The 21,324-nt window shown below is 69.4% G+C and carries 23 protein-coding genes; 10 read left to right on the forward strand and 13 right to left on the reverse strand.

The features are described from left to right. Window positions 1-87: 87 nt before the first annotated feature. Both JOE46_RS22715 and JOE46_RS22720 read left to right on the forward strand, forming a co-directional pair. Entirely contained in the window at window positions 88-792 is a 705-nt protein-coding gene (locus JOE46_RS22715; protein WP_209928569.1) for a TetR/AcrR family transcriptional regulator, read from the forward strand. Beyond that, window positions 789-1,430, forward strand: coding sequence for a TetR/AcrR family transcriptional regulator (locus JOE46_RS22720; RefSeq protein WP_209928571.1), 642 nt, complete (start codon window positions 789-791; stop codon window positions 1,428-1,430). Before JOE46_RS22715 ends, JOE46_RS22720 begins: the two co-directional genes overlap by 4 nt. A gap of 90 nt (window positions 1,431-1,520) precedes the next feature. Here the strand turns inward: JOE46_RS22720 and JOE46_RS22725 are convergent, their stop codons facing one another. From JOE46_RS22725 to JOE46_RS22750, 6 genes are all read right to left on the reverse strand, one after another. Continuing rightward, entirely contained in the window at window positions 1,521-2,984 is a 1,464-nt protein-coding gene (locus JOE46_RS22725; RefSeq protein WP_097210211.1) for an Ig-like domain-containing protein, read from the reverse strand. A 109-nt stretch (window positions 2,985-3,093) separates the two neighbouring features. Next, window positions 3,094-3,813 carry a hypothetical protein gene (locus JOE46_RS22730; protein ID WP_209928573.1) on the reverse strand — a complete coding sequence of 240 codons (720 nt, stop codon included), beginning with the start codon at window positions 3,811-3,813 and terminating at the stop codon, window positions 3,094-3,096. A gap of 766 nt (window positions 3,814-4,579) precedes the next feature. Next, on the reverse strand, window positions 4,580-6,043 hold the full coding sequence (locus JOE46_RS22735) for a glycoside hydrolase family 5 protein (RefSeq protein ID WP_374102924.1): 1,464 nt from the start codon (window positions 6,041-6,043) through the stop codon (window positions 4,580-4,582). Window positions 6,044-6,173: 130 nt separating this feature from the next. Next, window positions 6,174-7,130, reverse strand: coding sequence for a LysR family transcriptional regulator (locus JOE46_RS22740; protein WP_097210213.1), 957 nt, complete (start codon window positions 7,128-7,130; stop codon window positions 6,174-6,176). Between the two features lie 46 nt (window positions 7,131-7,176). Then, window positions 7,177-7,527, reverse strand: coding sequence for a DUF4873 domain-containing protein (locus JOE46_RS22745; protein WP_097210214.1), 351 nt, complete (start codon window positions 7,525-7,527; stop codon window positions 7,177-7,179). 39 nt (window positions 7,528-7,566) lie between these two features. Beyond that, window positions 7,567-8,334 carry a TetR/AcrR family transcriptional regulator gene (locus JOE46_RS22750; protein WP_097210215.1) on the reverse strand — a complete coding sequence of 256 codons (768 nt, stop codon included), beginning with the start codon at window positions 8,332-8,334 and terminating at the stop codon, window positions 7,567-7,569. A 101-nt stretch (window positions 8,335-8,435) separates the two neighbouring features. Between JOE46_RS22750 and JOE46_RS22755 the strand changes: the two genes are divergently transcribed. From JOE46_RS22755 to JOE46_RS22780, 6 genes are all read left to right on the forward strand, one after another. After that, window positions 8,436-9,707 carry a DUF445 domain-containing protein gene (locus tag JOE46_RS22755; protein WP_209928578.1) on the forward strand — a complete coding sequence of 424 codons (1,272 nt, stop codon included), beginning with the start codon at window positions 8,436-8,438 and terminating at the stop codon, window positions 9,705-9,707. 83 nt (window positions 9,708-9,790) lie between these two features. Beyond that, entirely contained in the window at window positions 9,791-10,219 is a 429-nt protein-coding gene (locus tag JOE46_RS22760) for a helix-turn-helix domain-containing protein (protein ID WP_097210217.1), read from the forward strand. After that, entirely contained in the window at window positions 10,216-11,010 is a 795-nt protein-coding gene (locus JOE46_RS22765; RefSeq protein WP_209928579.1) for a heparin-binding hemagglutinin, read from the forward strand. Before JOE46_RS22760 ends, JOE46_RS22765 begins: the two co-directional genes overlap by 4 nt. Before the next feature lie 74 nt (window positions 11,011-11,084). Then, entirely contained in the window at window positions 11,085-11,375 is a 291-nt protein-coding gene (locus JOE46_RS22770; protein ID WP_027501186.1) for a DUF2516 family protein, read from the forward strand. A gap of 154 nt (window positions 11,376-11,529) precedes the next feature. Continuing rightward, the gene (locus JOE46_RS22775; RefSeq protein ID WP_097210348.1) at window positions 11,530-12,465 is read left to right on the forward strand and encodes a diiron oxygenase; all 936 of its coding nucleotides are present in this window, start codon (window positions 11,530-11,532) and stop codon (window positions 12,463-12,465) included. 96 nt (window positions 12,466-12,561) lie between these two features. Then, window positions 12,562-13,590 carry an alpha/beta fold hydrolase gene (locus JOE46_RS22780; protein ID WP_097210219.1) on the forward strand — a complete coding sequence of 343 codons (1,029 nt, stop codon included), beginning with the start codon at window positions 12,562-12,564 and terminating at the stop codon, window positions 13,588-13,590. A 49-nt stretch (window positions 13,591-13,639) separates the two neighbouring features. On the opposite strand, the gene purU is transcribed toward JOE46_RS22780, so the two are convergent. Genes purU through JOE46_RS22795 form a run of 3 tightly spaced genes read right to left on the reverse strand, consistent with a single transcriptional unit; the run spans window position 13,640 to window position 15,855 of the window. Then, complete coding sequence (gene purU, locus JOE46_RS22785; protein WP_097210220.1) at window positions 13,640-14,527, reverse strand: formyltetrahydrofolate deformylase; 888 nt, start codon at window positions 14,525-14,527, stop codon at window positions 13,640-13,642. Window positions 14,528-14,550: 23 nt separating this feature from the next. After that, entirely contained in the window at window positions 14,551-15,381 is an 831-nt protein-coding gene (locus JOE46_RS22790; protein WP_209928580.1) for a class I SAM-dependent methyltransferase, read from the reverse strand. 51 nt (window positions 15,382-15,432) lie between these two features. Then, on the reverse strand, window positions 15,433-15,855 hold the full coding sequence (locus tag JOE46_RS22795; RefSeq protein ID WP_209929234.1) for a GNAT family N-acetyltransferase: 423 nt from the start codon (window positions 15,853-15,855) through the stop codon (window positions 15,433-15,435). A gap of 91 nt (window positions 15,856-15,946) precedes the next feature. Here JOE46_RS22795 and deoC point away from each other — a divergent pair, with 91 nt between their 5' ends. Then, a complete protein-coding gene (gene deoC, locus JOE46_RS22800; protein ID WP_097210221.1) occupies window positions 15,947-16,618 on the forward strand; it encodes a deoxyribose-phosphate aldolase in 672 nt (223 codons plus the stop codon). A gap of 33 nt (window positions 16,619-16,651) precedes the next feature. Here deoC and JOE46_RS22805 read toward each other — a convergent pair whose 3' ends face one another. After that, window positions 16,652-17,419: a DUF2993 domain-containing protein gene (locus JOE46_RS22805; RefSeq protein ID WP_097210222.1), complete on the reverse strand. Its 768-nt coding sequence runs from the start codon at window positions 17,417-17,419 to the stop codon at window positions 16,652-16,654. Between the two features lie 95 nt (window positions 17,420-17,514). Here JOE46_RS22805 and JOE46_RS22810 point away from each other — a divergent pair, with 95 nt between their 5' ends. After that, the gene (locus JOE46_RS22810) at window positions 17,515-18,114 is read left to right on the forward strand and encodes a type IV toxin-antitoxin system AbiEi family antitoxin domain-containing protein (protein WP_245221149.1); all 600 of its coding nucleotides are present in this window, start codon (window positions 17,515-17,517) and stop codon (window positions 18,112-18,114) included. Window positions 18,115-18,127: 13 nt separating this feature from the next. On the opposite strand, the gene JOE46_RS22815 is transcribed toward JOE46_RS22810, so the two are convergent. Genes JOE46_RS22815 through JOE46_RS22825 form a run of 3 tightly spaced genes read right to left on the reverse strand, consistent with a single transcriptional unit; the run spans window position 18,128 to window position 21,283 of the window. Then, on the reverse strand, window positions 18,128-19,924 hold the full coding sequence (locus tag JOE46_RS22815) for an acyl-CoA dehydrogenase (RefSeq protein ID WP_209928581.1): 1,797 nt from the start codon (window positions 19,922-19,924) through the stop codon (window positions 18,128-18,130). A gap of 40 nt (window positions 19,925-19,964) precedes the next feature. Continuing rightward, the gene (locus JOE46_RS22820) at window positions 19,965-20,768 is read right to left on the reverse strand and encodes a class I SAM-dependent methyltransferase (protein WP_209928583.1); all 804 of its coding nucleotides are present in this window, start codon (window positions 20,766-20,768) and stop codon (window positions 19,965-19,967) included. A gap of 14 nt (window positions 20,769-20,782) precedes the next feature. Continuing rightward, window positions 20,783-21,283 carry a DUF2505 domain-containing protein gene (locus tag JOE46_RS22825; RefSeq protein ID WP_077040616.1) on the reverse strand — a complete coding sequence of 167 codons (501 nt, stop codon included), beginning with the start codon at window positions 21,281-21,283 and terminating at the stop codon, window positions 20,783-20,785. Between the last annotated feature and the right edge of the window lie 41 nt (window positions 21,284-21,324).

Consider the following 21,324-nt stretch of genomic DNA (forward strand, 5'->3'; position numbering starts at 1 on the left):
CGGTCACCGACCGATCCGGGAAATGCGCCCGCCGATGCGGGCGCATTGTCGTGAGTTCCCGAGTCCGCGATGCCGAAGGAGCCAGGCTTGCCGTCGACGCCAAGCGATGCGGTGCCGCTCGTCGCAGTGCTCGAGGAGGGGCCAGCCAGGCGCGGACGGCCACCGCAGCCGGGGTTGTCCGAGACCAGACGCGAGCAGATCGTGTCCTCGGCGATCGAGGAATTCGCCGAGCGTGGCTACGAGGCGACGACCGCAGCGCAGGTGGCCAAGCGCGCAGGGGTTGGCCTCGGCACCGTGTACCGGTACTTCGACAGCAAGCGCGAGATCCTCGATCAGGTGATGGAGCGCTGCCTGCGGGAACTGATCGATGTCGTCGACGCGCCCGCGCTGCTCGAGCCGCCGGAGACACTGGAATCGCTGATCGCCCGGATTCGGGACCTCGCGGACGCGCTGTTCGGACTGGTCGAGGACTCACCGAACGTCCTCAAGCTCCTGATGGTCGAGGCGAGCGCGATCGAGGACGAGCTCGGCAGGCGGGTGATGCGCGGCGAGCAGGTGTTGGCCGGTCTGGTCGCGGAGGTGCTCGAGCACGGGATACTGGGCGGCTGGCTGCGCAAGGATCTCGACCCGAACGCGGTGGGTCATTCGATCATCGCCCTGACCTGGCCCGGTCTCCTGCGCGGGCTGCGCGTCGGCCAATGCGCCGCCGACCGGGCGCGGTACACCGACACGATCGTCGCGCTGGTGTCGTTCGGCCTGTGTCGGCCGGGCATGGACGGGCAGGCGCGGTGACCCTCGGGGTGGGTGCCGACGACCGGGTCGCGGGCGGGCGCAGCGCGGAGCGGCGCCGCGAGCTGGTTCAGGCGGCCGCGCAGGTGTTCGTGGCGGACGGCTACGCGAACTGCGGTGTCGCCGACATCGTGGCCGCGCTCGGCGTCGGCCACGGCACGTTCTACAACTACTTCACCAGCAAGCGTGACGTGCTGGATGCGGTCGTGGACCACGGTTTCGAACTGATCAGGGAGCGGATCGTCGACGACGCGCTCGGACGGTCGGCGGACCTCGACGAGTTCTTCGACCGGTACCGGCACATCGTCGATCGCCTGCACGAGCTGGTGCGGCAGGAGCCGGAACTGATCCGCTTCGTGGTGTTCGAGGCGCCGTCGATCGATCCGGTCCTGATCGACCGGCTGCTCGGGGTGTTCGGAGAGTTCGGCGACGTCGCGGCGGAGTTCCTCGCGTCCGGGGTGCGGAGCGGAGATCTGCCCGGCGCCGTTGACCTCGGGGTGGCAGGCGAGGCGATGGGCTCGATCCTGCTCGCCTCCGCGGTGTTCCCGCTGCACGGGCCCGCGACGGCAGAGGATCTGGCGGCGCCGCTCGTCGACTTCCTGCGCTCGGGCATCGGCGGGCCCGTCGCGGCCCGGCCCTGACGCTGTTCGTCGTGCCGGTGGCCGGGTTGTGAAAAGGGGCTGTCCCCGGCCGATGTGGCCGGGGACAGCCCCTTCACGGTGTATCGGTTGTCAGGAGCCGAAGAGCGAGCCGAGGCTGCCGGCGCCGCTGCCGGTTCCGGGGCCACCGGTGCCGTCGCCCGGTCCCACGATCACAGATTCCTGGTCGGAGGACGCGTTGACGGTGCCTGCACCCGAGTACTCGGCGGTGATGGTGCGCTGGCCCGCGGTGGCCGGGGTCCACGCGGCGGTGGCGGTGCCGTCGGCGCCGACCGTGCCGGTGCCGATGACGGTGCCGCCGTCCTTGAAGGTGACGGTGCCGCCGGCGTTGGCGGGGTTGATCTTGGCCGTGAGGGTGGTGGCGGTGCCGACGGCGGCGGCGCCGACCGGGTTGAGGGTGGTGGTCGAGTCGGTGGAGGAGGCGGGTGCCTCGGCCACGTTCACCGATGCGGTAGTGGTGGATCCGACGACGCCGTCACGGCCGGAGAAGGTGGCCGTGAGGGTGTGCGCGCCTGCCGCGGCGGGCACCCACTGGTAGGTGACCTTGCCGTCGGCACCGACCGGCAGCGTGGCGAGGGAGGCCGCGCCGTCACGGAGTTCGACGGTGCCGCCTGCAGCGGCCGGGTTCACGGTGGCGGTGACGGTGGAGGCGCGGCCGACCTGCGCGCCGGTGATCGGTGCGAGCGCGATCGTGGAGGTGGCGTTCTGCTCGGCGACCTGCACGGTGACCGGCGCGGACTGCGAGGCGGTGGCGAATGCGGTGTCGGGGAAGCTGGCGGTGAGGGTGTGGCCGCCGCGGACGGTGGGGGTCCAGGCGAGGGTCGCGGTGCCCGCGCCGTCGAGGGCGGCAGTGCCGATCGGGGCGGTGCCGTCGCGGAATTCGATGGTGTCGCCCGCTGCGCCGCCGGTGACGTTGGCGGTGAGGTTGCTCGGCACGCCGACGCGGGCGCCGGTGACGGCGCCGAGCGTGGTGGTGGTGGCGGTCTTGGCCATGTTGAGCGACGGGCCCTTTTGACCGTAGCCGCCGCTGCCGAGGGATCCGCCGTAGTCCATGCCGGTCGTCAGGGCGACGCCGCGGGGGCAGTTCGGGCCGACCTTGTAGTCGACGCTGTACTCCGGCGAGGCGTGGAAGCCCGGGCGGTTCTGGACCACCCAGGAGGTGACGCCCCATGAGGAACGGACGTAGCCGGTGCCGTTGCCCTCGTCGGCATTGACGTCGTCCGTATTGGTCGGGGAGCCGCCCATCTTCGCGGAGCCGGGCACGTAGGTCAGGCAGGACGGATGCCGGTCCTTGACGTTGTAGATGAACTCGTCGACCCAGCTGGTCCGGTCGAACTTCGTTGTCACGGTGATGGTGTCGCCGACGGCGGGGGAGGTGTTGCTGACCGTCCTGGTGAAACGGGAGCTGCCGTCGTCCCAGGTGATCGACGCCGGGGCCGCACCGGCGACGCCCGCGCCGAGGAAGGCGAGCGCGCCGATGGCCAGAGTCGTTGCCGCGCCTGCGGCGACGCCGCGGGTGATCTCTCGTGATGTCATGGTGATCCTTCGGTGGCCAGTGCGCGACCGTCGCCATCGAGGCCGCAGCGTGGGGGTGGGGGTTTCGTTGCTCGGCGCCGCGGCGGTCGCGGCGCCGAGCACACGGGGACTAGCTGCCGTTGTTGATGACGCGGGTGATGGCGTCGCCGAGCACGTCGCTGACCGAGCCGGTGGAGCTCAGCTGGCCTTCGGCGGAGCCGACGCCTGCGCCGTCTGCGCTGCCGAGAACGGCCTCGCCCGGGTTCTTGGCCCGCACGTTGAAGCACGCGGTGAGGTTCTCGCGCCTCACTCCGACGCCGACGGTGCCGCTGATGTCGATGCCGCCGCTGGTGACCTTCGTGCCTGCCGGGGTGTTGTCGGGGACGCGGTAGGTGAACTCGGCGGTGACCGGGTTGCCGGAGTTGACGAACCATCCGGTGCTGCTCGCGCGCCAGCCGCCGTCGCCTGTCGGTTCGGGGGTGACGTCCTCGGTGACCTGGCCCTGCGCGAAGTGGTAGGCGGTGACCTTCGTCGAGATGGGGGCGCCGAAGCCGGCCGGCGGGTAGTCGCGGATGGTGTTGACGTAGGGGTTACCGATGCTGGTGGTGCCGACGACGATCTTGTAGGTGACGTTGGTGCCTGCGGCGACCTCGGCGGCCGAGACGGACTTGTCGTACGTGTGGGTGATCCACACGGTGCTCCAGTCGTTCTTGGTGTCGTGGCTGGACTGGACGCAGGCCGGGTCGGCTGCGCTCGCGACGCCCGCTCCGGCGCCTGCCATGAGCAGGCCGGCGGGGAGGGCGGTGGCGGCCGCGAGGGCGGCGATGCGGCGGACGGTGTTCGAAGACATGTTCTCCCTAGTTCTCGCTGTTGCGGTCACGACAGGGTGGTGGCCGCGTACTCTGCCCGACGCAGGGCCTGTCCCGGCGTCGCATCTACCGGAGCGCCCGCCCCGGGAGTGCCGGGGCAGGACCTGAAGGCGACCGCCTGCGTGGCGGTCAAAGGGGCCGGTGCACCTCGGGAGCGCACCGGCCCCGAGCCGTCAGCTCAGAGACTGCATGAAGGTCGCGATCGAGATGGTGCTTCCGATTGCGCCGAGCACGGTGAAGAGGGTTCCCATTGTTTTCTCCTTGAACTTGATTTCCTGAAATGCTGCGGCCGCAACCAGGATGCGGTTGCGGCCGCGACAATTTCTACCACGTCTACCGCAGTTGCGGGAGCGGAACCTTAAACGAAATCAGTCGAGGTTTCAATCTGTGTTGCCGGGGGTCCGTTCGGCCTCACGGACACTGAGCGCGATCGCTACTTTCTTGATGAGGGATGGCGTCGCCGACAGGCTCTGTACTTAGCATCGATCCAGCTCAGGGGTGCATCGTTTCCGCTATTGCGGTCAGGGAAAATCCGGGCCGGGTTGACCGCCGGTAACCTCGGTGCCCTTCAGTAAATAAAAGGTTCGGTCATTGTTTGCTGGCTCGGGTCGGGAATTCATGAAGTGTTCTCCCGGGTCGGTTCACAGATTGTCGAATCTGCTGTTCCGCGTTGCTGGATTCCGGCCCGTGATTTCTATCGGAGTGGGAAATCTGCTCGTTACTGTTGCCGGATACGCACGACGTGATTCAGTGTTGGGTCACCCGATAAGCCCCCGCGGTGTTCCCGATCATGCGCCATCCGCCGTCGATCTGGGTCAGGCCGAGATCGGTGACGCCGGCGGTGTCGAGGTCGGGGCGTGCGGTGCCGGGGTACCAGGCCTCGAGGCGTCCGGTGCCGGTGCCGGCGAACCCGGTCGCGGTCACCTCCGTGAGGGCGCCGGGGGCAGCCCGCGGGTAGGCGCGCGAGAGTGGGCGGGCGAAGCCCTCGACCAGACCGAGTTGCTCGCCCGAGGGGCAGTCGATCTTGTTCAGGTTGCCTTGAGGCTTGTGGGTGTTGCCGTCGCGGACCGCATGCGGGTCACCGCAGGCCTGGGTCCAGGACCACCAGGCCCCGCCGATCCGGTGCTTGTTCATCGCGTCGACGAATCGATCGACCTGGTCGGCGTCGGCGTCCGGGGCGCCGAACCAACCCCACTCGCCGGTCCACAGCGGTGCCCGGTATCGCGCGGCACCGTCGAGCGCGAGTCGGAAGCCTTCCTCGATCGAGGGGATCTCGCTGCTCACGTTGATCGATCCGCTGTACAGGTGCGGCGCGAACACCACGAGAGGATCGTTCACATAGTGCGGCGGCGGCAGCGCGTCGACACCGATGGCGGACCAGATCGCGCTCGGCTCGAAGAACACCAGGTGTGCGAACCCACCCTGCTCGGCCTGCCGGATCGCCGCGATCGCGCGCTGGTAGTACCGGCCGATCTGGTCGGCGGCGGTGATGGGGTCCCGCAGGCCGGGGTTGGGCTCGTTGAGCAGGTCGTAGCCGACGACCGCCGGTTCGTCCTTGAATTCGGCGGCCAGTCGCGCCCAGGTGTTGACCAGGTGACCCTGGATCCCCTGGGTGTCGTCGTAGAAGTTCTGGAACGAGCGGGCGACGGCGGGGGAGGTCTCGCGGATCCCGCCGAGGGTGCAGGTGCTCCAGCCGTCGGTGATGGTGGCCCATGCGGGGGCGCCGTCCCATCCGATGCCGGGCTTGAGCGGTGCGGGGCAGGCCTCGCCCGGGGGTGTGCCGACCGCCTTGCCCCATGCGTCCTGGTGCATGTCCAGCACGGTGTAGATGCCGTGGTCCTTGGCGTCGTTCACGGCCTCGCGGATCCGGGCCACGTAGGCCATGTCGAATGCACCGGGGGTGGGTTCGAGGGCGGACCATGCCACGGTCAGCCGAACGACGTTGAAGCCGAGTGTCGCCATCCGGGTGAAGTCGGCGCGTTCGAGAGGTGCGGTGGCCGGGATCGCGGGGTCGTTCTCGGCGTAGTCGTTGAGCTGGTTGACGTTCGCCCCGCGCAGCAGGACGGTCCGCCCGGTGACGTCGGTGATGGAGCTGTCGGTGACGGTCAACCGGGGCAGTGTCCAGTCGCTCGTGGGGGTGGCGGCGGCCTGGGCGGGTACCTGCAGCGCCACGGCGGCGGCAACGAGCACCGGTGCAGTCATGATGCGCATCAGGACTCGGCCCCGTGACCAGCTCATTCTCTACCCTTCATCGAGCGACGTTCGGACGTCCAAGGAACCTTAGGGTTGGGGAGAGTCGAACGGAAACACCCGTTCGCTACGGATTCACAAGCTGCGCTTGTCAGTACGGGATGAACGTCGGCATCGTGCGGTCGTCGAAATCCGGTTCGCTCAGCTTCGCGACGAGATCGGGGCGGGCGTCGCGCACCCGTCGAGCGGTGTCGATGAACGAGCACACGAGCGCCGAATCGTTGTCGCGGTGGCGTGCCACCGCGACCTCGTTGCGGGCGGCGTCGAGGATCGGTACCAGCGCCACCCCGGGAAAGGGAACCCAGCGGGCCGCGGCGGCCGTCACCACGATTCCGACCCCGGCCGCCACCTTCTGATATTCCTCCAGCAACGTGGTCGAGCGGGAGACGGGCGGAGCGGGTGTGCCATTTCGATGCGCATCGAGTTCCCAGAATGCGTTCCACACCGGGTCGGTGCAGGCCGCCCCGAGCATGGGCTCGGAGAGGAGCTCGCTCGCGCGAACCGCGGGGCGATCGGCCAGTGGATGGTCGGTGCGGAGCCCCACCATGAGCGGCTCGTTGAACAGGGGGACGAAGTCGATGCCGTCCGTGGAGATCGGGCGCCGCACGAACGCCACATCCACCGACCGGTCGGCGAGGCCGGCCGAGGGGTCGTCGTAGTTGAACTGACGCAGTTCCACCGTGACGCCGGGATGGCGGGTGCGGAAGGCCGAGAGGATCGGCTCGGTCAGGATCAGCGCCGCGCCCTCGAGAAAGCCCAACACCAGGCGTGCACGCTCGCTGCGCTGCAGCGAGCGTGCACGCTCGGCCGCGGCGTCCATGGCCGCCAGCACCGCGCTCGCATCCTCGAGGAACGCGGCGCCTGCCGCGGTCAAGGTCACGCTGCGGGTGGTCCGCGTCAGCAGGATCACGTCCAGGTCCTGCTCCAGTTGCTTGATCTGCGCGCTCAGCGCCTGCTGCGCGATGTGCAGACGCTGGGAGGCGCGGGTGAAATTCAGCTCCTCTGCGACGGCGACGAAGTACCTCAGCTGGCGGGTCTGCAGCTCCATGGCGCAAGAGTGTAGGTCGGCCGGGCCGCGGAACAGGCGGGAACGGTCAGAGCAGGCCTTCGGTGTCCTCCATCGCGGCGAACGGCCTGCCCGACCGGCCCTCGATCATGTGGCTGCCCCAGAGGTCGATCGAGGACACCGTCGCGATGCCCGAGCCCTCGGGGGTCTCGATCTCCAGCTCCGCGCCGGGCCCGACCGTCGCGCCGTCGCGCATCGACTCCGCGAGCCGGCGGACCCGGCCCTGCCAGAGGTAGCGACCGCTGATCGGCTCGAAATGGCCGACCAGCTGGACGTCGAGCGCGAGGGTGGGGTGCGAACCGACCGTGATCAGCGCCCTTCCGGAGTAGCCGTCCGGTTCGTCGTGGTCCTCGCCGGTCTCGGCGCTGAAGTCGCTCACCCCGCAAGAATACCTGTTACCTCAGGTAACACAAGACCGTCAGAGGCCCTCGGCGGCGTCCCCGCGGAGCAGCGGATGCGGATTGGCGTTGAAACGCGCGGGAGAGCCTGCGACCTCCGCGATCCCGGTGATCCCGCCCCACGTCATCATCGTCAGGTAGTCGATCAGGTTCTCCGCGGTCATCGACTTGTTGGAGATCCACCAGTGGGTGGCGAGCTGTACGGCGCCGACGATCCCGTAGGCCCACGGCAGCGACCCGCCGGAATCCATCTCCATCAGGCGCAACCGTTCGCCGAGGACGGCGGAGAGCAGCTCGGCGATCATCCGCTCCGATTCGGCGACGACGTCGCGGTTGCCGCCCGCGCTGTTCGCCATCACGTAGAGGTAGACCTCTGGGTCTTCGGCGACGGTCTCGACGTACGCGGTGATCGCCATCCGCGCCAGCTCGTACTCGTCCATGTCGCTGCCGATCGCGGCGTACATCCGCGGCGCGAGCACCGTCTCGACATAGCGCATCATGGTGGCGCTGGTCAGGTCGTTCTTGTCGTTGAAGTACCGGTACAGGACGGTCTTGGAGACGCCGATCTCGGATGCGATCTCGTCCATGCCGATGTCGCGCCCGCGCACCCGGATAGCCGCGATGGTGCCGTCGACCAGTTCCTCGCGGCGCGCGATCTTGTGTTCGCGCCACCGCCGCTTGCGGCCGTCCGGCTTCTCGGGCTTGGCCGCCTCCTCGGATCTCTCGGGCTTGGTCGCAGTCTCGGTCTGTTCGGGGTCCTGTGCTGTTGGCACTGAGTTCTTGGGCACTGGGTTCGCCACATCCGTTCGGTTTGATCTCCTGCACAGTTTAGGCGGGGGTTCGAGCAGGAGCCGACGATTGACCCGGCGTGGCCCGGAGATTCGGCACAATGGGCCTGGTGCAGTTGCTCACCGTCGATGACGCCGCCAAGAAGCGTGACCTCCGCCGGATGAAGGCCCTCGCCACGGGGTTCCTCGTCCTGGCCACCGTGGTGTATTTGGTCGCCCGCTGGCAGGAGAGCAAGGGCGCGCCGGAATGGGTCGGCTATGTCCGGGCCGCGTCCGAGGCGGGCATGGTCGGCGCGCTGGCGGACTGGTTCGCCGTGACGGCGCTGTTCCGGCATCCGCTCGGGCTGCCGATCCCGCACACCGCGATCATCAAGAAGAAGAAGGACCAGCTCGGCTCGAACCTGAGCAGCTTCGTCGGGCAGAACTTCCTCGCGCCCGACGTCGTGTCGCAGAAGGTGGAGGCCGCGCAGGTCCCGCTGCGGGTCGGCACCTGGCTGGCCGAGCCGGCGCACGCCACGCGGGTGGCCGCGGAGACCGCGACGATCCTGCGCGGGTTCGTCTCGGTGCTCCGCGACGAGGACGTCCAGCAGATCATCGACAGCACGATCGTCCGCAGGCTCGCCGAGCCGGCCTGGGGGCCGCCGATCGGCAAGGTGCTCGCGGAGTTGATCAAGGAGAACCGACAGCTGCCGCTGCTCGACCTGCTCGCGGAGCGGGCCCATCAGTGGGCGCTGGGCAGCCAGGACACGATCGACCGGATCATCGACCGGGACAGTCCGGCCTGGTCGCCGAAGTTCGTCGACGCGCTGCTCGGCGAGAAGATCTACAAGGAGCTCGTGGAGTTCACCTGGAAGGTGCGCTCGAACCCGGAGCACGAGGTTCGGCTGGCCGCCAACCGCTTCCTCGTCGACTTCGCGAACGACCTGCAGAACGACCCGGCGACCATGGCCAAGGCCGAGAAGGTCAAGGCGGAGATCATGGGCCGGAAGGAGGTCACCGGAGCCGCCGAGGCGGCGTGGAAGGTGGCCAAGCGGATGATCCTCGAGTCCGTCGACGACCCGGACAGCACGCTGCGGGCCAAGATCCGCGACACCGTGATCCGGCTGGGGGAGCGGCTGCGCGACGATGGGGAACTGCGAGCCAAGGTCGACGGCTGGCTCGACAGCGGAACCCGCTACATCGCCGCGAACTACACGGAGGAGATCACCGGCGTCATCACCGACACGGTGGCACGCTGGGACGCGGAGGAGGCCAGCCGCAAGATCGAGCTGCAGGTGGGGCGGGATCTGCAGTTCATCCGGATCAACGGCACCGTGGTCGGTGCGCTCGCCGGGCTGACCATCCACACCGTCTCGCAAGTGTTGTTCACCTGACCGCAGCCCGCTGCTAACAAGAGTGCTTGCAATAGTTAGCACGCTCCCGTACCGTGGGATTCACCCACCAGGTAGGGAGTGTGATGGCCGACGAAACGCCCACTGGCGACAGTGCCGGTGATGTGGCCGCGCGGGTGGTCAGCTCCGCGGCGCAGGACATCGGCAGCTTCATCAAGTCGCAGCGGGAGGCCGCGCAGGTGTCGTTGCGGCAGCTCTCGCAACTCACCAACGTCAGCAACCCCTACCTGAGTCAGATCGAGCGTGGGTTGCGCAAGCCCTCGGCAGAGGTGCTCGGGCAGATCGCGAAGGGACTCCGCGTGTCCGCGGAGGTGCTCTACATGCGGGCTGGATTTCTCGAAGATCGCCCAGCCAGTCCGGTGCGGGACGCCCTGCTCTCCGATACCTCCGTCACGGAGCGACAGAAGCAGGTCCTCCTTGAAATCTACGAATCGTTTCGGCGCGAGAACAATCCGCGCCTCGACCCCCAGCCCGAAAAGGAGAACCAGGAATGACTGAACTCAAAGGTCTCGACAGCGTGAAGACCCCGTTGTACGCCGCAGTCGGCGCGGGCGACGTGGTCGTCCAGGCCGTCGCCGACGTCGTCGCCCAGGTGCGTTCGCGTGCCACCGCCAACGGCGAGGAGGCCCTCACGGTCGACGCCGCCCGCGAGCGCTTCGAGAAGCTGACCGGCGACCTCACCGAGGGTGTCGAGAGCCTCCGCGAGCGGCTTGCCGGCCTGCCGTCCGAGCTGCCCGAGGAGCTCGCCGAGCTGCGCGAGAAGTTCACCGCCGAGGAGCTGCGCAAGGTCGCCGAGGCGTACCTGAAGGTCGCATCCGACATCTACACCTCGCTCGCCGAGCGGGGAGAGGAGACCGTCGAGCGTCTGCGCAAGCAGCCCGCCGTCGAAGAGGGCATCGAGCGCGCCGAGTCGGTTCTCGGCGACGCCGCCACCCTTACCGAGGAGGCCCTCGGCACCGTTGCCCGTCAGACCCGGGCCGTCGGCGAGCAGGCCGCCAAGCTGGCCGGCCGCGCCGCGGAGCGCATCAGCGACGTCGCCGACGAGGTCAGCGACGCCGTGACCGAGGCGGGCGAGAACGTGGCCAGCCGCTTCGTCGGCGCGGGCGAGAAGGCCGAGTCCACCACCAAGACGGCCGCGGCCAAGGTCGACACGGCCGCCACCAAGGCGCCCGTCAAGAAGGCCCCGGCCAAGAAGGCTCCGGCCAAGCCGGCCGCCCCGAAGCCCGCCGCGACCGCGGCCAAGGCTCCGGCCAAGAAGGCCCCGGCCAAGAAGGCCACCAGCTGACGGTTCGCACAGCTGAATCGAGTTCGGCCCCCGCGCATCACGGTGTGCGGGGGCCGAACTCGTAGGATGGATACATGCCGACCGTCAACGGCCTCACCGGCCTGATCATGCTCGCGCTCCAGCTCGCCGCCATCGCGGCGGGCGTTTTCGCGGTCTTCCACGCGATCCGGCAGCGCACCGACGCCTTCACCGCGGTCGACAAGCTGAGCAAGCCGATCTGGCTGGGCATCCTGCTGGTCGCGCTGCTGGTGCTGCTGCTGCCCTTCGGAATGCTCTTCTGGATGATCGCGGTCGTGGCGATCTGCGTGTACCTGGTCGACGTGCGACCGCGGGTGGACGAGGTCCAGCGCGGGCCGCGCTGGTAGTCGGTCGCCCTCGCGTTGGGGGCGTCGATCGCACCCCCAAATTGTCTGCGAATATCAGTTACATATAACCCTTGACAACGGTCATTCCCGCCACGCATTCTTGAGGTAAGTCGATACCGGCGCGTGTCACCGGATCCGATGCCGAGGAGTGGCGATGTCGATCCTTCACGTACGCAAGGCCGTGAACAGGTCCGGATCCCGCCTGGCCAGGGCGGGGGAGCGGCAGGACACGGCGAGCCGACTACTGGCCTCGGCGGCCAGGAAGTCCTACGACCCCCTCATCGAGGTCGACTGGGAGGCGCCCATTCCGGCGGGCCTCTACGGCATGACGCCGGAATGGTCCAGCCTCTACGGCACCGACCTCTGGGAGTCGATGACCGAGGACCAGCGGATCACGCTCACCAAGCACGAGGCCGCGAGTGTCGCAGGCACCGGAATCTGGTTCGAGATGATCCTCATGCAGATGCTGCTGCGCGATATCTACAGCCACGACCCGTCCGAGCCGCACGTGCAGTTCGCGCTCACCGAGATCGCCGACGAGTGCAGGCACTCGACGATGTTCGCCAGGTCGGCGCAGCGTTTCGGCGTCCCGTCCTACCGGCCCAAGCGGTGGATCCGAGAGTCGGCGCGCGCCTTCAAGGCGACGGCCTCCGGTTCGCTCGCCTACGGCGGCACGCTGTTCGCCGAGGAGATCCTCGACATGATGCAGCGCGACTTCATGAAGGACGAGCGGGTGCAGCCGCTCACCAGGACGGTGAGCAGGATCCACGTCCTCGAGGAGGCGCGGCACATCAAGTTCGCCCGCGAGGAGACCGTCCGGCGCGTCGACGGCATCTCCTGGTTCACCAGGGCGCGGGTCCGGTTGATGCTCGGCGTGACCGCCTACTTCATCGTCACCAGCCTGGTCAACGACAAGGTGTACGAGGCCGCGGGGCTGGACCCCGAGCGAGCCCGCGCGGCGGCGAAGGCCAACAAGCACTACCACGACATGCTCCGCGAGGGCAGCGCGAAGACCGTCGAATTCCTGAGCGAGGTCGGGTTGATCGGCGGGCCGTCGAAGCTCCTGCTGCGCCGGGCACACATCATCTAGCGCCGCCGGGACCCGGCGCGACCACGGCATCGTGTGACGTCAGGGCAAGGGCGGCTTCCCAATCGACAATGAACAGCACATCACGGAGGTGGACAGGTGACGGCACAGTCACGGGGTTCGAAGCGACGGATCCTCGTCGGAGCGGCGGCCGGAGCGGCGATCATCGGTGTGGGCGCGGTCGTGCTCTCCCGGCGGACCAGGTCGAGCGCACCCTTTGTGGCCGAGCCGAATCCCGCGCTGAGCGATCCCGTGCACCGGCCCGAGACGATCTCCGTCACCTCGGCGGACGGGCACCCGATCCACGTGGTGGCCTACGGCGATCCCGAGGCGCAGCCCATCGTGCTCAGCCACGGCTGGACCTGCTCGACCGCCTACTGGTACCCGCAGATCAACGCGCTGGCCGACGACTTCCGCGTCATCACCTACGACCAGCGGGGGCACGGGCGTACCGAGCTCGGTCGCAACCCGCTCAGCACCGACCTGCTGGCCGACGACCTGGCCGCGGTGCTCGAGGCCACCGTGACCGGCGACAAGAAGGCCGTCCTGGTCGGCCACAGCATGGGTGGCATGAGCATCATGTCGTGGGCCGGTAGGTACCCGGAGCACGTCCGGGCGAAGGCCCGCGCGGTGATGCTGGCGAGCACCGCGACCGACAGCCTGGTCGCAGAGTCCACGCTGATCCCGCTCTCGCAGCGGCTGCCGACGATCCCGCCGCCGGTGGGCCGGGTTCTCCTGGGCTGGCGCAGCTCGGTGCGGGTGGATACGCCCGCCACCCGCCGCGTCATCCAGTACGCGGCGATGGCGCCCGGGTCCACGCGCGAGGAGGTCGAGTTCTGCACCCGGATCGTGCTCGACTGTCACGGCCGGACCCGCGGCGGCTGGGGCGCCGCGCTGAGCATGCTCGACATCCGCGCCGCGCTGGAGAACCTGCAGGTACCGACCACCGTGCTGGTCGGGACCGCCGATCGGCTCACCCCGCAGTCGCACTCTCGGCGGATCTCGGACGTGCTGGACGAGGCCGGGCACCTGCAGCGCCTGATCCGGCTGCCCGCGATCGGCCACATGAGCACCGTCGAGGCCCCCGGCCCGGTCAACGACGAGATCCGCCGCCTCGCCCGACTGTGAGTCCTTCTGGGCCGCAGGGGGACCACAAGGACTCACGGGCGCGGAGCGCCTAGCTGAAGACGACGGTCTTGCGGCCGTGCACCAGCACCCGGTCCTCCAGGTGCCAGCGCAGGCCACGGGCGAGCACCAGCTTCTCGATGTCGCGACCCTGGCGCACCATGTCGCGGACCTCGTCGGCGTGGTCGACCCGGATCACGTCCTGCTCGATGATCGGCCCGGCATCCAGCTCGGCTGTCACGTAGTGGCAGGTCGCGCCGATCAGCTTCACGCCCCGCGCGAACGCCTGGTGGTAGGGCCTGGCGCCGACGAAGGACGGCAGGAAGCTGTGGTGGATGTTGAGCGCGCGCCCAGCCCAGTGCTCGCACAGGTCGGCGGGCAGCACCTGCATGAAGCGGGCCAGCACCACCGCGTGGGGGTCGTGGGCGTCGACCAGGTCGCGAACCCGGTTGAACGCCGGGCCGCGCTCGGCCGGGTCCTTCGGGAACGGCACGTAGTGGAAGGTGAGCCCGTGCGCCTCCACGACGGGCGCCAGGTCCATGTGGTTGCCGATGACCGCGCAGATGTCCGCGGGTAGCTCGCCGCCCGCGGCGCGACCGAGCAGGTCGTGCAGGCAGTGTGCCTCCTTGCTCACCAGCAGCACGACGCGCTTGCGCTCGGACGAATCCTGCAGCGTCCACTCGGTGTCGGGGCCGAGCTCGGCGGCGACCGCGGCGAACGCGGTGCGGAGCTCGTCGATGCTCATGTCGATCGAGGAGGCGCTCACGGCCTGCCGGGTGAAGAACCAGCCACTGTCGGCGTCCGCGTGGTACGCGGCCTCGACGATGGATCCGCCGACCTCGGCGAGGAACGTGGAGATCCGGGCGACGATGCCGGTGCGGTCCGGGGTGCCGAGCGAGAGCACGAAACGGCGGTCGTCGTCGGTGGTAGGCGAGCTCATGGACCCAGTGTCGCAGGTACCGGTCAGCGGTCGACGACTGCCGTGGCGACCAGCGTGCCCAGGTCGAGGGTCTCGATGTCGCGTTCGGTGAGCAGCGCCAGGAACTCGAGCCGGATCGCCTCGACGGTGCCGGGGTCGAGGCCGACCAGGGTGCCGCGCAGGGCGCTGCCCAGCACCAGTCCCCATGCCAGCTCGGGGGTCGCGGGCAGCCAGTTGGACAGCTCGTTGATCTCGACGGCGGAGGTGCCGAAACCGGCGAGCCAGGCGCTCAGCGCGTCGGTCGTATCGAGTTTCTTGAGCGGGTCATCGCGGTTGTCGCGGGCACCGACGTCGAAGCCCGGCACGTGCCGCCCGACCGCATCGAAATACGCCCTGGCGTAGTCCTCGAGGGCGCCGCGGCGCCAGGCCGTGACGCCGACCTTGCCGCCGGGGCGGACCAGGTTCACCAGCCGGTTCACCGACTCGTCCATGCGTGGGAGGAAGAACACCCCGTAGGAGCTGGCCAGCGCGTCGTAGCCGGCCTCGGGGACCGTGCTCGGCGGCTCCCATTCCGTGGCGTCGGCGTGCACGAAGTCGATGTTCTGCAGGGCGCGATCGGACGCCAGCAGCCTGCCCTCCTCCAGCAGGTCGTCCGCGAGGTCGACGGCGTGTACCAGGCCGCCCGGACCGACGGCGGCGGCCGCGGGCAGCGCCGAGGCGCCTGCGCCGCAACACACGTCGAGCACCGCGTTGCCCGGCCCCAGCCGCAACTGGAAGGCCAGTGCCTGCCCGGCCGGGCCCCAGATCTGTGGGGTCAGCCAGGTGAACTCGGCCGCGCCTGCGTTGAACACGGCGGCCAGCTCGTCGGCGCTCATACCGACACGGTAGCCGCGACGGTTCACATTATGGAACGTGTCACCGCGCGTTCACTCCTCGTAGAACGGTTCCGCGTACCGGAATCCGCCAGCGAGGTCAGGGGTGTAGGCCGGCAGCGGCCGAATCTGGAAGTGCGAGACCCAGTCCGGGACGCCGGGGTCGACGGCCAGCGTCGACCCGGGCACGAACCCGAACCGCGGGTAGTAGTCGAGGTGTCCGAGCAGGGCGACCAGCGGTTCGTCGAGTGCGTCCGCCGCCCCGAGGACGGCGTGCATCAGCGCGGCGCCGATCCCGTGGCCCTTGTGTTCGGGCGGCACCCCGATCGGACCGAGCGCGAGCGCGGGCCGACCGGCGACGGTGGCCCTGGTCAGGCAGACGTGGCCGCGGATCTCGCCGTCGATCTCGGCGACCAGTGACAGCGCAGGCAGCCACGCCTCGGACGCCCGCAACCTCGCGACCAGCCCGACCTCCATAGGTTCGCCCGCGGGCAGGGGCGCCCCGCCGCGGGTGGCGGCCGCAACCGGATTCCCCGCTCGGATACCGCGCTGTGCCAAGCTCTTCGGTATGCCTGACGCCCCGCTGACCCGAGACCGGGTCGCCCAGATGGTCGATCACACCCTGCTCAAGCCGGAGGCAACGCCCGCCGATGTCGACGCGCTGATCGCGGAGGCCCGCGACCTCGGCGTGTACGCCATCTGCGTATCGCCGTCGATGCTGCCGGTGCGGGCCGAGGGGCTGGCCGTCGCCGCCGTGGCCGGCTTCCCGTCGGGCAAGCACCATTCCCTGATCAAGGGGGCGGAGGCGCGGCTCGCGGTGGAGCAGGGCGCGAGGGAGATCGACATGGTGATCGATGTGGGCGCGGCGGTCGCGGGCGACTACAACGCGGTGCTCGCGGACATCCTCACCGTGCGGGAGGGGATCGGCGACGCCACCGTGCTCAAGGTGATCCTCGAGACCGCTGCGCTGTCCGACGAGGCGATCGTCGAATGCTGCCGGGCCGCCGAACTGGCCGGGGCGAACTTCGTCAAGACCTCGACAGGCTTCCACCCGGCGGGCGGTGCCACCGCGGCCGCGGTGCGGTTGATGGCGGCCACCGTCGGCGGCAGGCTCGGCGTCAAGGCGAGCGGCGGGATCAGGACCGCGGACGCCGCGCGGGAGATGATCGAGGCGGGCGCGACCAGGCTTGGCCTGTCCGGAACCCGGGCCGTGCTGGACGGGTTCGCGGCGGCCGGATAGCGCGAACCGCCACCCGGCCACCGCGAGCGCGGATCACAGCAGGGAACAGCCGCCGCCCGTGGCCTGCGCCTCGGGGGAGGCCTCCGGCATCGTGTAGGCGCCGCCGGCCATCGACATCTGCAGTCCACCGTCGGTGATGGTCAGCGAGGTCGCCGACATCCCGAGCGGGAGCGTCTGCAGGCTGTCGCCGAGCACGTCCACGATGCCGCTGACCAGGTCGGTGGGCAGCCCGAGGCCGAGGACGGAGGCCTCAACGGTCTCGATGTCGACCTTTCCGTCCACCACCTGCGGCCGGACGGTCAGCTCCGCGAGCCCGATGACCTGGAACGACAGCGTGCCCGCGGTCGGGTCGGCGGTCACGCCGGAGACCAGCTGGCCGAAGGGCTGGGCCTGGATGGTCGCGAGGATGCCGGCGGTGGACCAGTCCACGTCTGCGGTGGAACTGCCGATGGTGCCGCCGCCCTTGTCGGTCAGTTCGATGTCGTTGACCTTCGCCGTGACGTGCATGTCCTTGGCGGGGCCGAAGCTGGAGTCGTCGCTGGTGACCGTGATGTATGGGACGTTCTTGTCGATCGCCTGCAGCAGCACCGGCTTCCAGCTCAACCCGACGTCGACCTGGGAGCCGAGCTCGCTCTCGAGCTGCTGGGCCATGCACTGCTTGACGTTGTGCCGGACGTAGAGCTCGGCCGAGATCAGGACCGCGACCAGCGCGGCGATCACGATCAGCACGATCAGCAGGGTGCGGTTGCGCTTCGGTCCGGAGTTCGCGGACCGGTACGAAGTGTTCGCGGGGGAGGCCATTGCACGGATTCTTCCCCAGAAGTCTGTGGGGGATCTGAGAACGCGCTGCGAGAATTCCCTGTGATCCATGCCACAGTCGCACGTACTGTGACGTCATGGACGACGGGGTCGTGCGGCGCCACGAGGAGCGCGAGCGGGGTCTGTTCGAGTGCGCGCTCGAACAGGCCGGGTATTTCACCGCCGGACAGGCGCGCACGCTCGGCTTTTCGCCGGGGGAGATCGGCCGCGCGCTCGGCGCGGGCGCGTGGGAACGCGTCGACAGGGACCTGTTCCGGTTGTCGCCGTGGCCGCACACCGACCTGGAGGACGTGGCCAGGCGGTGCGTCCAGTTACAGGGGGCCGTCGTCTCCCATCAGAGCGCGGCCGAGCTGTACGGCCTCGGTCACCTGCACCCGCAGTTCCTGCACGTGACCGCAGGCGCGCCCGTGCACGTCCGGACCGACCGGGTCGCGGTGCACCGCGCCGACCTGGGGCCCGCCGACTGCGAGCACACCGGTGCCTTCCTGATCACCACCCCGCTGCGGACGGTGCTCGACCTGGCCGAGAGCGGGGTCTCGCAGTGGGTGCTCGACGAGGTGGTCGGCGACGCGCTGGCCATCGGCAGGCTCGACCGGCCTGCGCTCGAGGCTGGCGCGGCGGGGCAGTCGGTCCGGGTCGAACGCCGGGTCGGCCGGGCGCTGTCCGCCTGGGCCTGACCCGGCGGGTCGATCAGAACCAGGCGTCCCGCATCTCCAGCGTGGTCCGGTCGAGCGAGGCGAGCAGCGCCAGCTGCGGGCCGGTCTTGGGCAGCTCGTACCGGAAGAAGTACCGGCCGGCCTGCCGCTTGCCGTCGTAGAAGTCGCCGGTCTTGCCCTCACAGGCGAGCATCTGCTCGAGCCAGATCCACGCGACGACCACGTGCCCGACCGCCTCCAGATAGACCGAGCTGTTGGCCATGGCCGCTTCGACGTCGCCGGACGCGAACAACCCCGCGGTGATCGTGCCGACCCGGCCGAGCACCTCGCCGAGCTGCTCGGCCAGCTCTGCGAGCTCGCCGTCGGTCTCCTCGGCGTCCGCGATGGTGCGCCCGATGGACTCGCTCAGCAGCCGCAGGCTGATGCCGCCCTGCTGGGTGACCTTGCGGCCCAGCAGATCCAGGCCCTGGATGCCGTGGGTGCCCTCGTGGATGGGGTTGAGCCGGTTGTCGCGGTAGTGCTGTTCGACGTCGTACTCGCGGGTGTAGCCGTACCCGCCGTGCACCTGGATCGCCAGGTTGTTCGCCTCGAGGCACCACTGCGACGGCCAGCTCTTGGCGATCGGGGTGAGGATGTCGAGCAGCAGGCCGATCCGGTTACGGGCGGCGACGGTCTCGGCGATCCGCTGCTCGTCGACCATCCGCATGCAGAACATCTCCAGCGCCAGCGCGCCCTCCACATAGGACTTCTGGGCCAGCAGCATCCGCTTGACGTCGGCGTGCTCGATGATCGGGACCGGCTTGGTGGCAGGATCTTTCGCCGTGACCGGCCTGCCCTGCTCGCGCAGCCGGGCGTAGTCGACGGACTTGAGGTAGCCGGTGTAGCCGAGCGCCGTCGCGCCGAGGCCGACCCCGATCCGGGCCTCGTTCATCATGTGGAACATGTACGACAGGCCCTTGTCGGGCTCGCCGACCAGGTATCCGACGGCGCCCGCCGCGCCGCCGGGGGTGTGGGTGCCGTCGCCGAAGTTCAGCACGGTGTTCGTGGTGCCGCGGTAGCCCATCTTGTGGTTCAGCCCGGCCAGCGTCACGTCGTTGCGTTCGCCGAGGCTGCCGTCGGACTCGACCAGCAACTTGGGCACGACGAACAGTGAGATGCCCTTGGTGCCCTCGGGCGCGCCCGGGATCTTGGCCAGCACCAGGTGGACGATGTTCTCGGCCAGATCGTGCTCGCCGCCGGAGATCCACATCTTGTTGCCGAACAGCCGGTAGCTGCCGTCGGGTTGCGCCTCGGCGCGGGTCACGATGTCGCCGAGCGAGGACCCCGCCTGCGGCTCCGACAGACACATGGTGCCGAAGAAGCGGCCCGCGACGAGCGGCTTGGCGTAGGTCTCGATCTGCTCCGGGCTGCCGTGCGCGAGCAGCAGGTTCGCGTTCCCGATGGTCAGCATCGGGTAGGCGGCGGTGCCGACGTTCGCGGCCTGGAACCAGGCGAAGCAGGCTCCGGTGACCGTCGCGGGCAGCTGCAGCCCGCCTGCCTCGTACGCCATGCCCGCGCCCATCAGGTCCGCCTTCACGAACGCGTCGAGGGCCTGCTTGGCCTCCGGGATGATGGTGACCCGGGTGCCGTCGAAGCTCGGCTCCTGCTCGTCACCCTTCTTGTTGTGGGTGGCGAAGTGCCGGGTGGCCAGCTGCTCGCTGAGATCGAGCACCGCGTCGAAGGTGTCGCGGGAATGCTCCTGGTAGCGGGGGTCGTCCGTCAGCGCCTCGACGTCGAGCCATTCGTAGAGCAGAAAGTCGAGATCTCTCCGCGACAGCAGGGTCGAACGCATTCTCACAGGTCCCTTCGCAGGTGCTTCGGTCACGACAAGGCTAGATCGAAGGGGCGACCAGCGACCACGGGACCGTCAGTACGCAGTCGCGGAGCCGTCGGCGTGGGACCTCCACCGGCACGCCCTGCTGTCGCAGCAGCTGGGCGGCCGCCCGCCACCGCACCCGCGGACCGAACGGGGCGTGCGGGGCCGCCGTCGCCCACGCCCGGTCGGCTGCTTGCAGTAGCTCGTACACCGGCTCGCCCGGCACGTTGCGGTGGATCAGGGCCTTCGGCAGCCGTTCGGCGATGTCGCTCGGCCGCTCGATGTCGAACGGGTCCCAGGCGAGGGTCAGCGACAGCGGGCGGTCCGCGTCGAGCAGCACCCAGGCGCAGCGCCTGCCCAACTCGTCGCAGGTGCCGTCGATCAGCAAGCCGCCGGGCGCCAGCCCGGACTGCAGCTTGGCCCAGGCGCCTGCGACCGCGTCCTCCGGGTACTGGCGCAGCACGTTGAACGCGCGGATGAGCACGGGGTTCAGCCCGGCCAGCTCGAAGCCGCCGCGCGCGAAGCTCACGCCGTCGCGGGCCTCGACCACCCGCGCGGGATCGATCTCCAGGCCGACTACTCGGAGGTCGCGGCGGACGGTGCGCAGCCGGGACGCCAGCTCGAAGGTGGTGTGGGGGCGGGCGCCGTAGCCGAGGTCGACGACCAGCGGGTCGCCGGCCGCGTGCAGCGTGTCGGCGACCGCGGCCCGGTGCATCAGCCAGCGGTCGCTGCGGCGCAGCCGGTTGATGCCGGTGGTGCCGCGGGTGATGACGCCGTCCGGTTTGCCGGAACCCGTTCGGGTTCCGCTCGGGCGGGACACGAGGTTCGGTTTTTTTACTGCTCGGCGAGCCAGTCCGCGGTGACCTGGGCCTCCGTGCGGAACAGGTCGACGAGGTTGACCAGCATCAGCTGCTCGAGCTTGCCTCCGACGAAGGGGATGAACACCTTCGCCTCGGAGGAGGTCCGCAGCGTGGAGCCGGTGTCGGTGCCGAACAGCGCCATGGTGCCGCTGAGGCTGCCGGGGCCGGCCGGGATGGAGGCCGAGTAGGTGCCGGTGACCTCGTCGCCGAAGACGCTGTAGTGCTCCTTGCGGGTGATCACCATGTCCTTCTTCATCACGGTCTGCGCGATGTCGGGCAGGGTGTCCCGCGGAATGATGTGGTGGAAGACGAGGTCGATGCCGTCGTCGCCGACCTCGAAGCTCTCGACGTGATTGTCGGAGAACTTGCGGAGCTCGACCATCCGCGCCTCCCAGTAGTCCCGGTTCGTCAGCGCGGAGTACACCTTCTCGGCGGGATGGGTGTAACGGGCGGAGTAGTCGATGCGTCGAGCCATGACCCGGAGGGTACCGGCTCGGGCTCGGCGCACCGACAACA

Origin of the sequence: Rhodococcus sp. PvR099 (assembly GCF_017833315.1) — a bacterium.
Lineage (GTDB): Bacteria > Actinomycetota > Actinomycetes > Mycobacteriales > Mycobacteriaceae > Rhodococcus_G > Rhodococcus_G oryzae.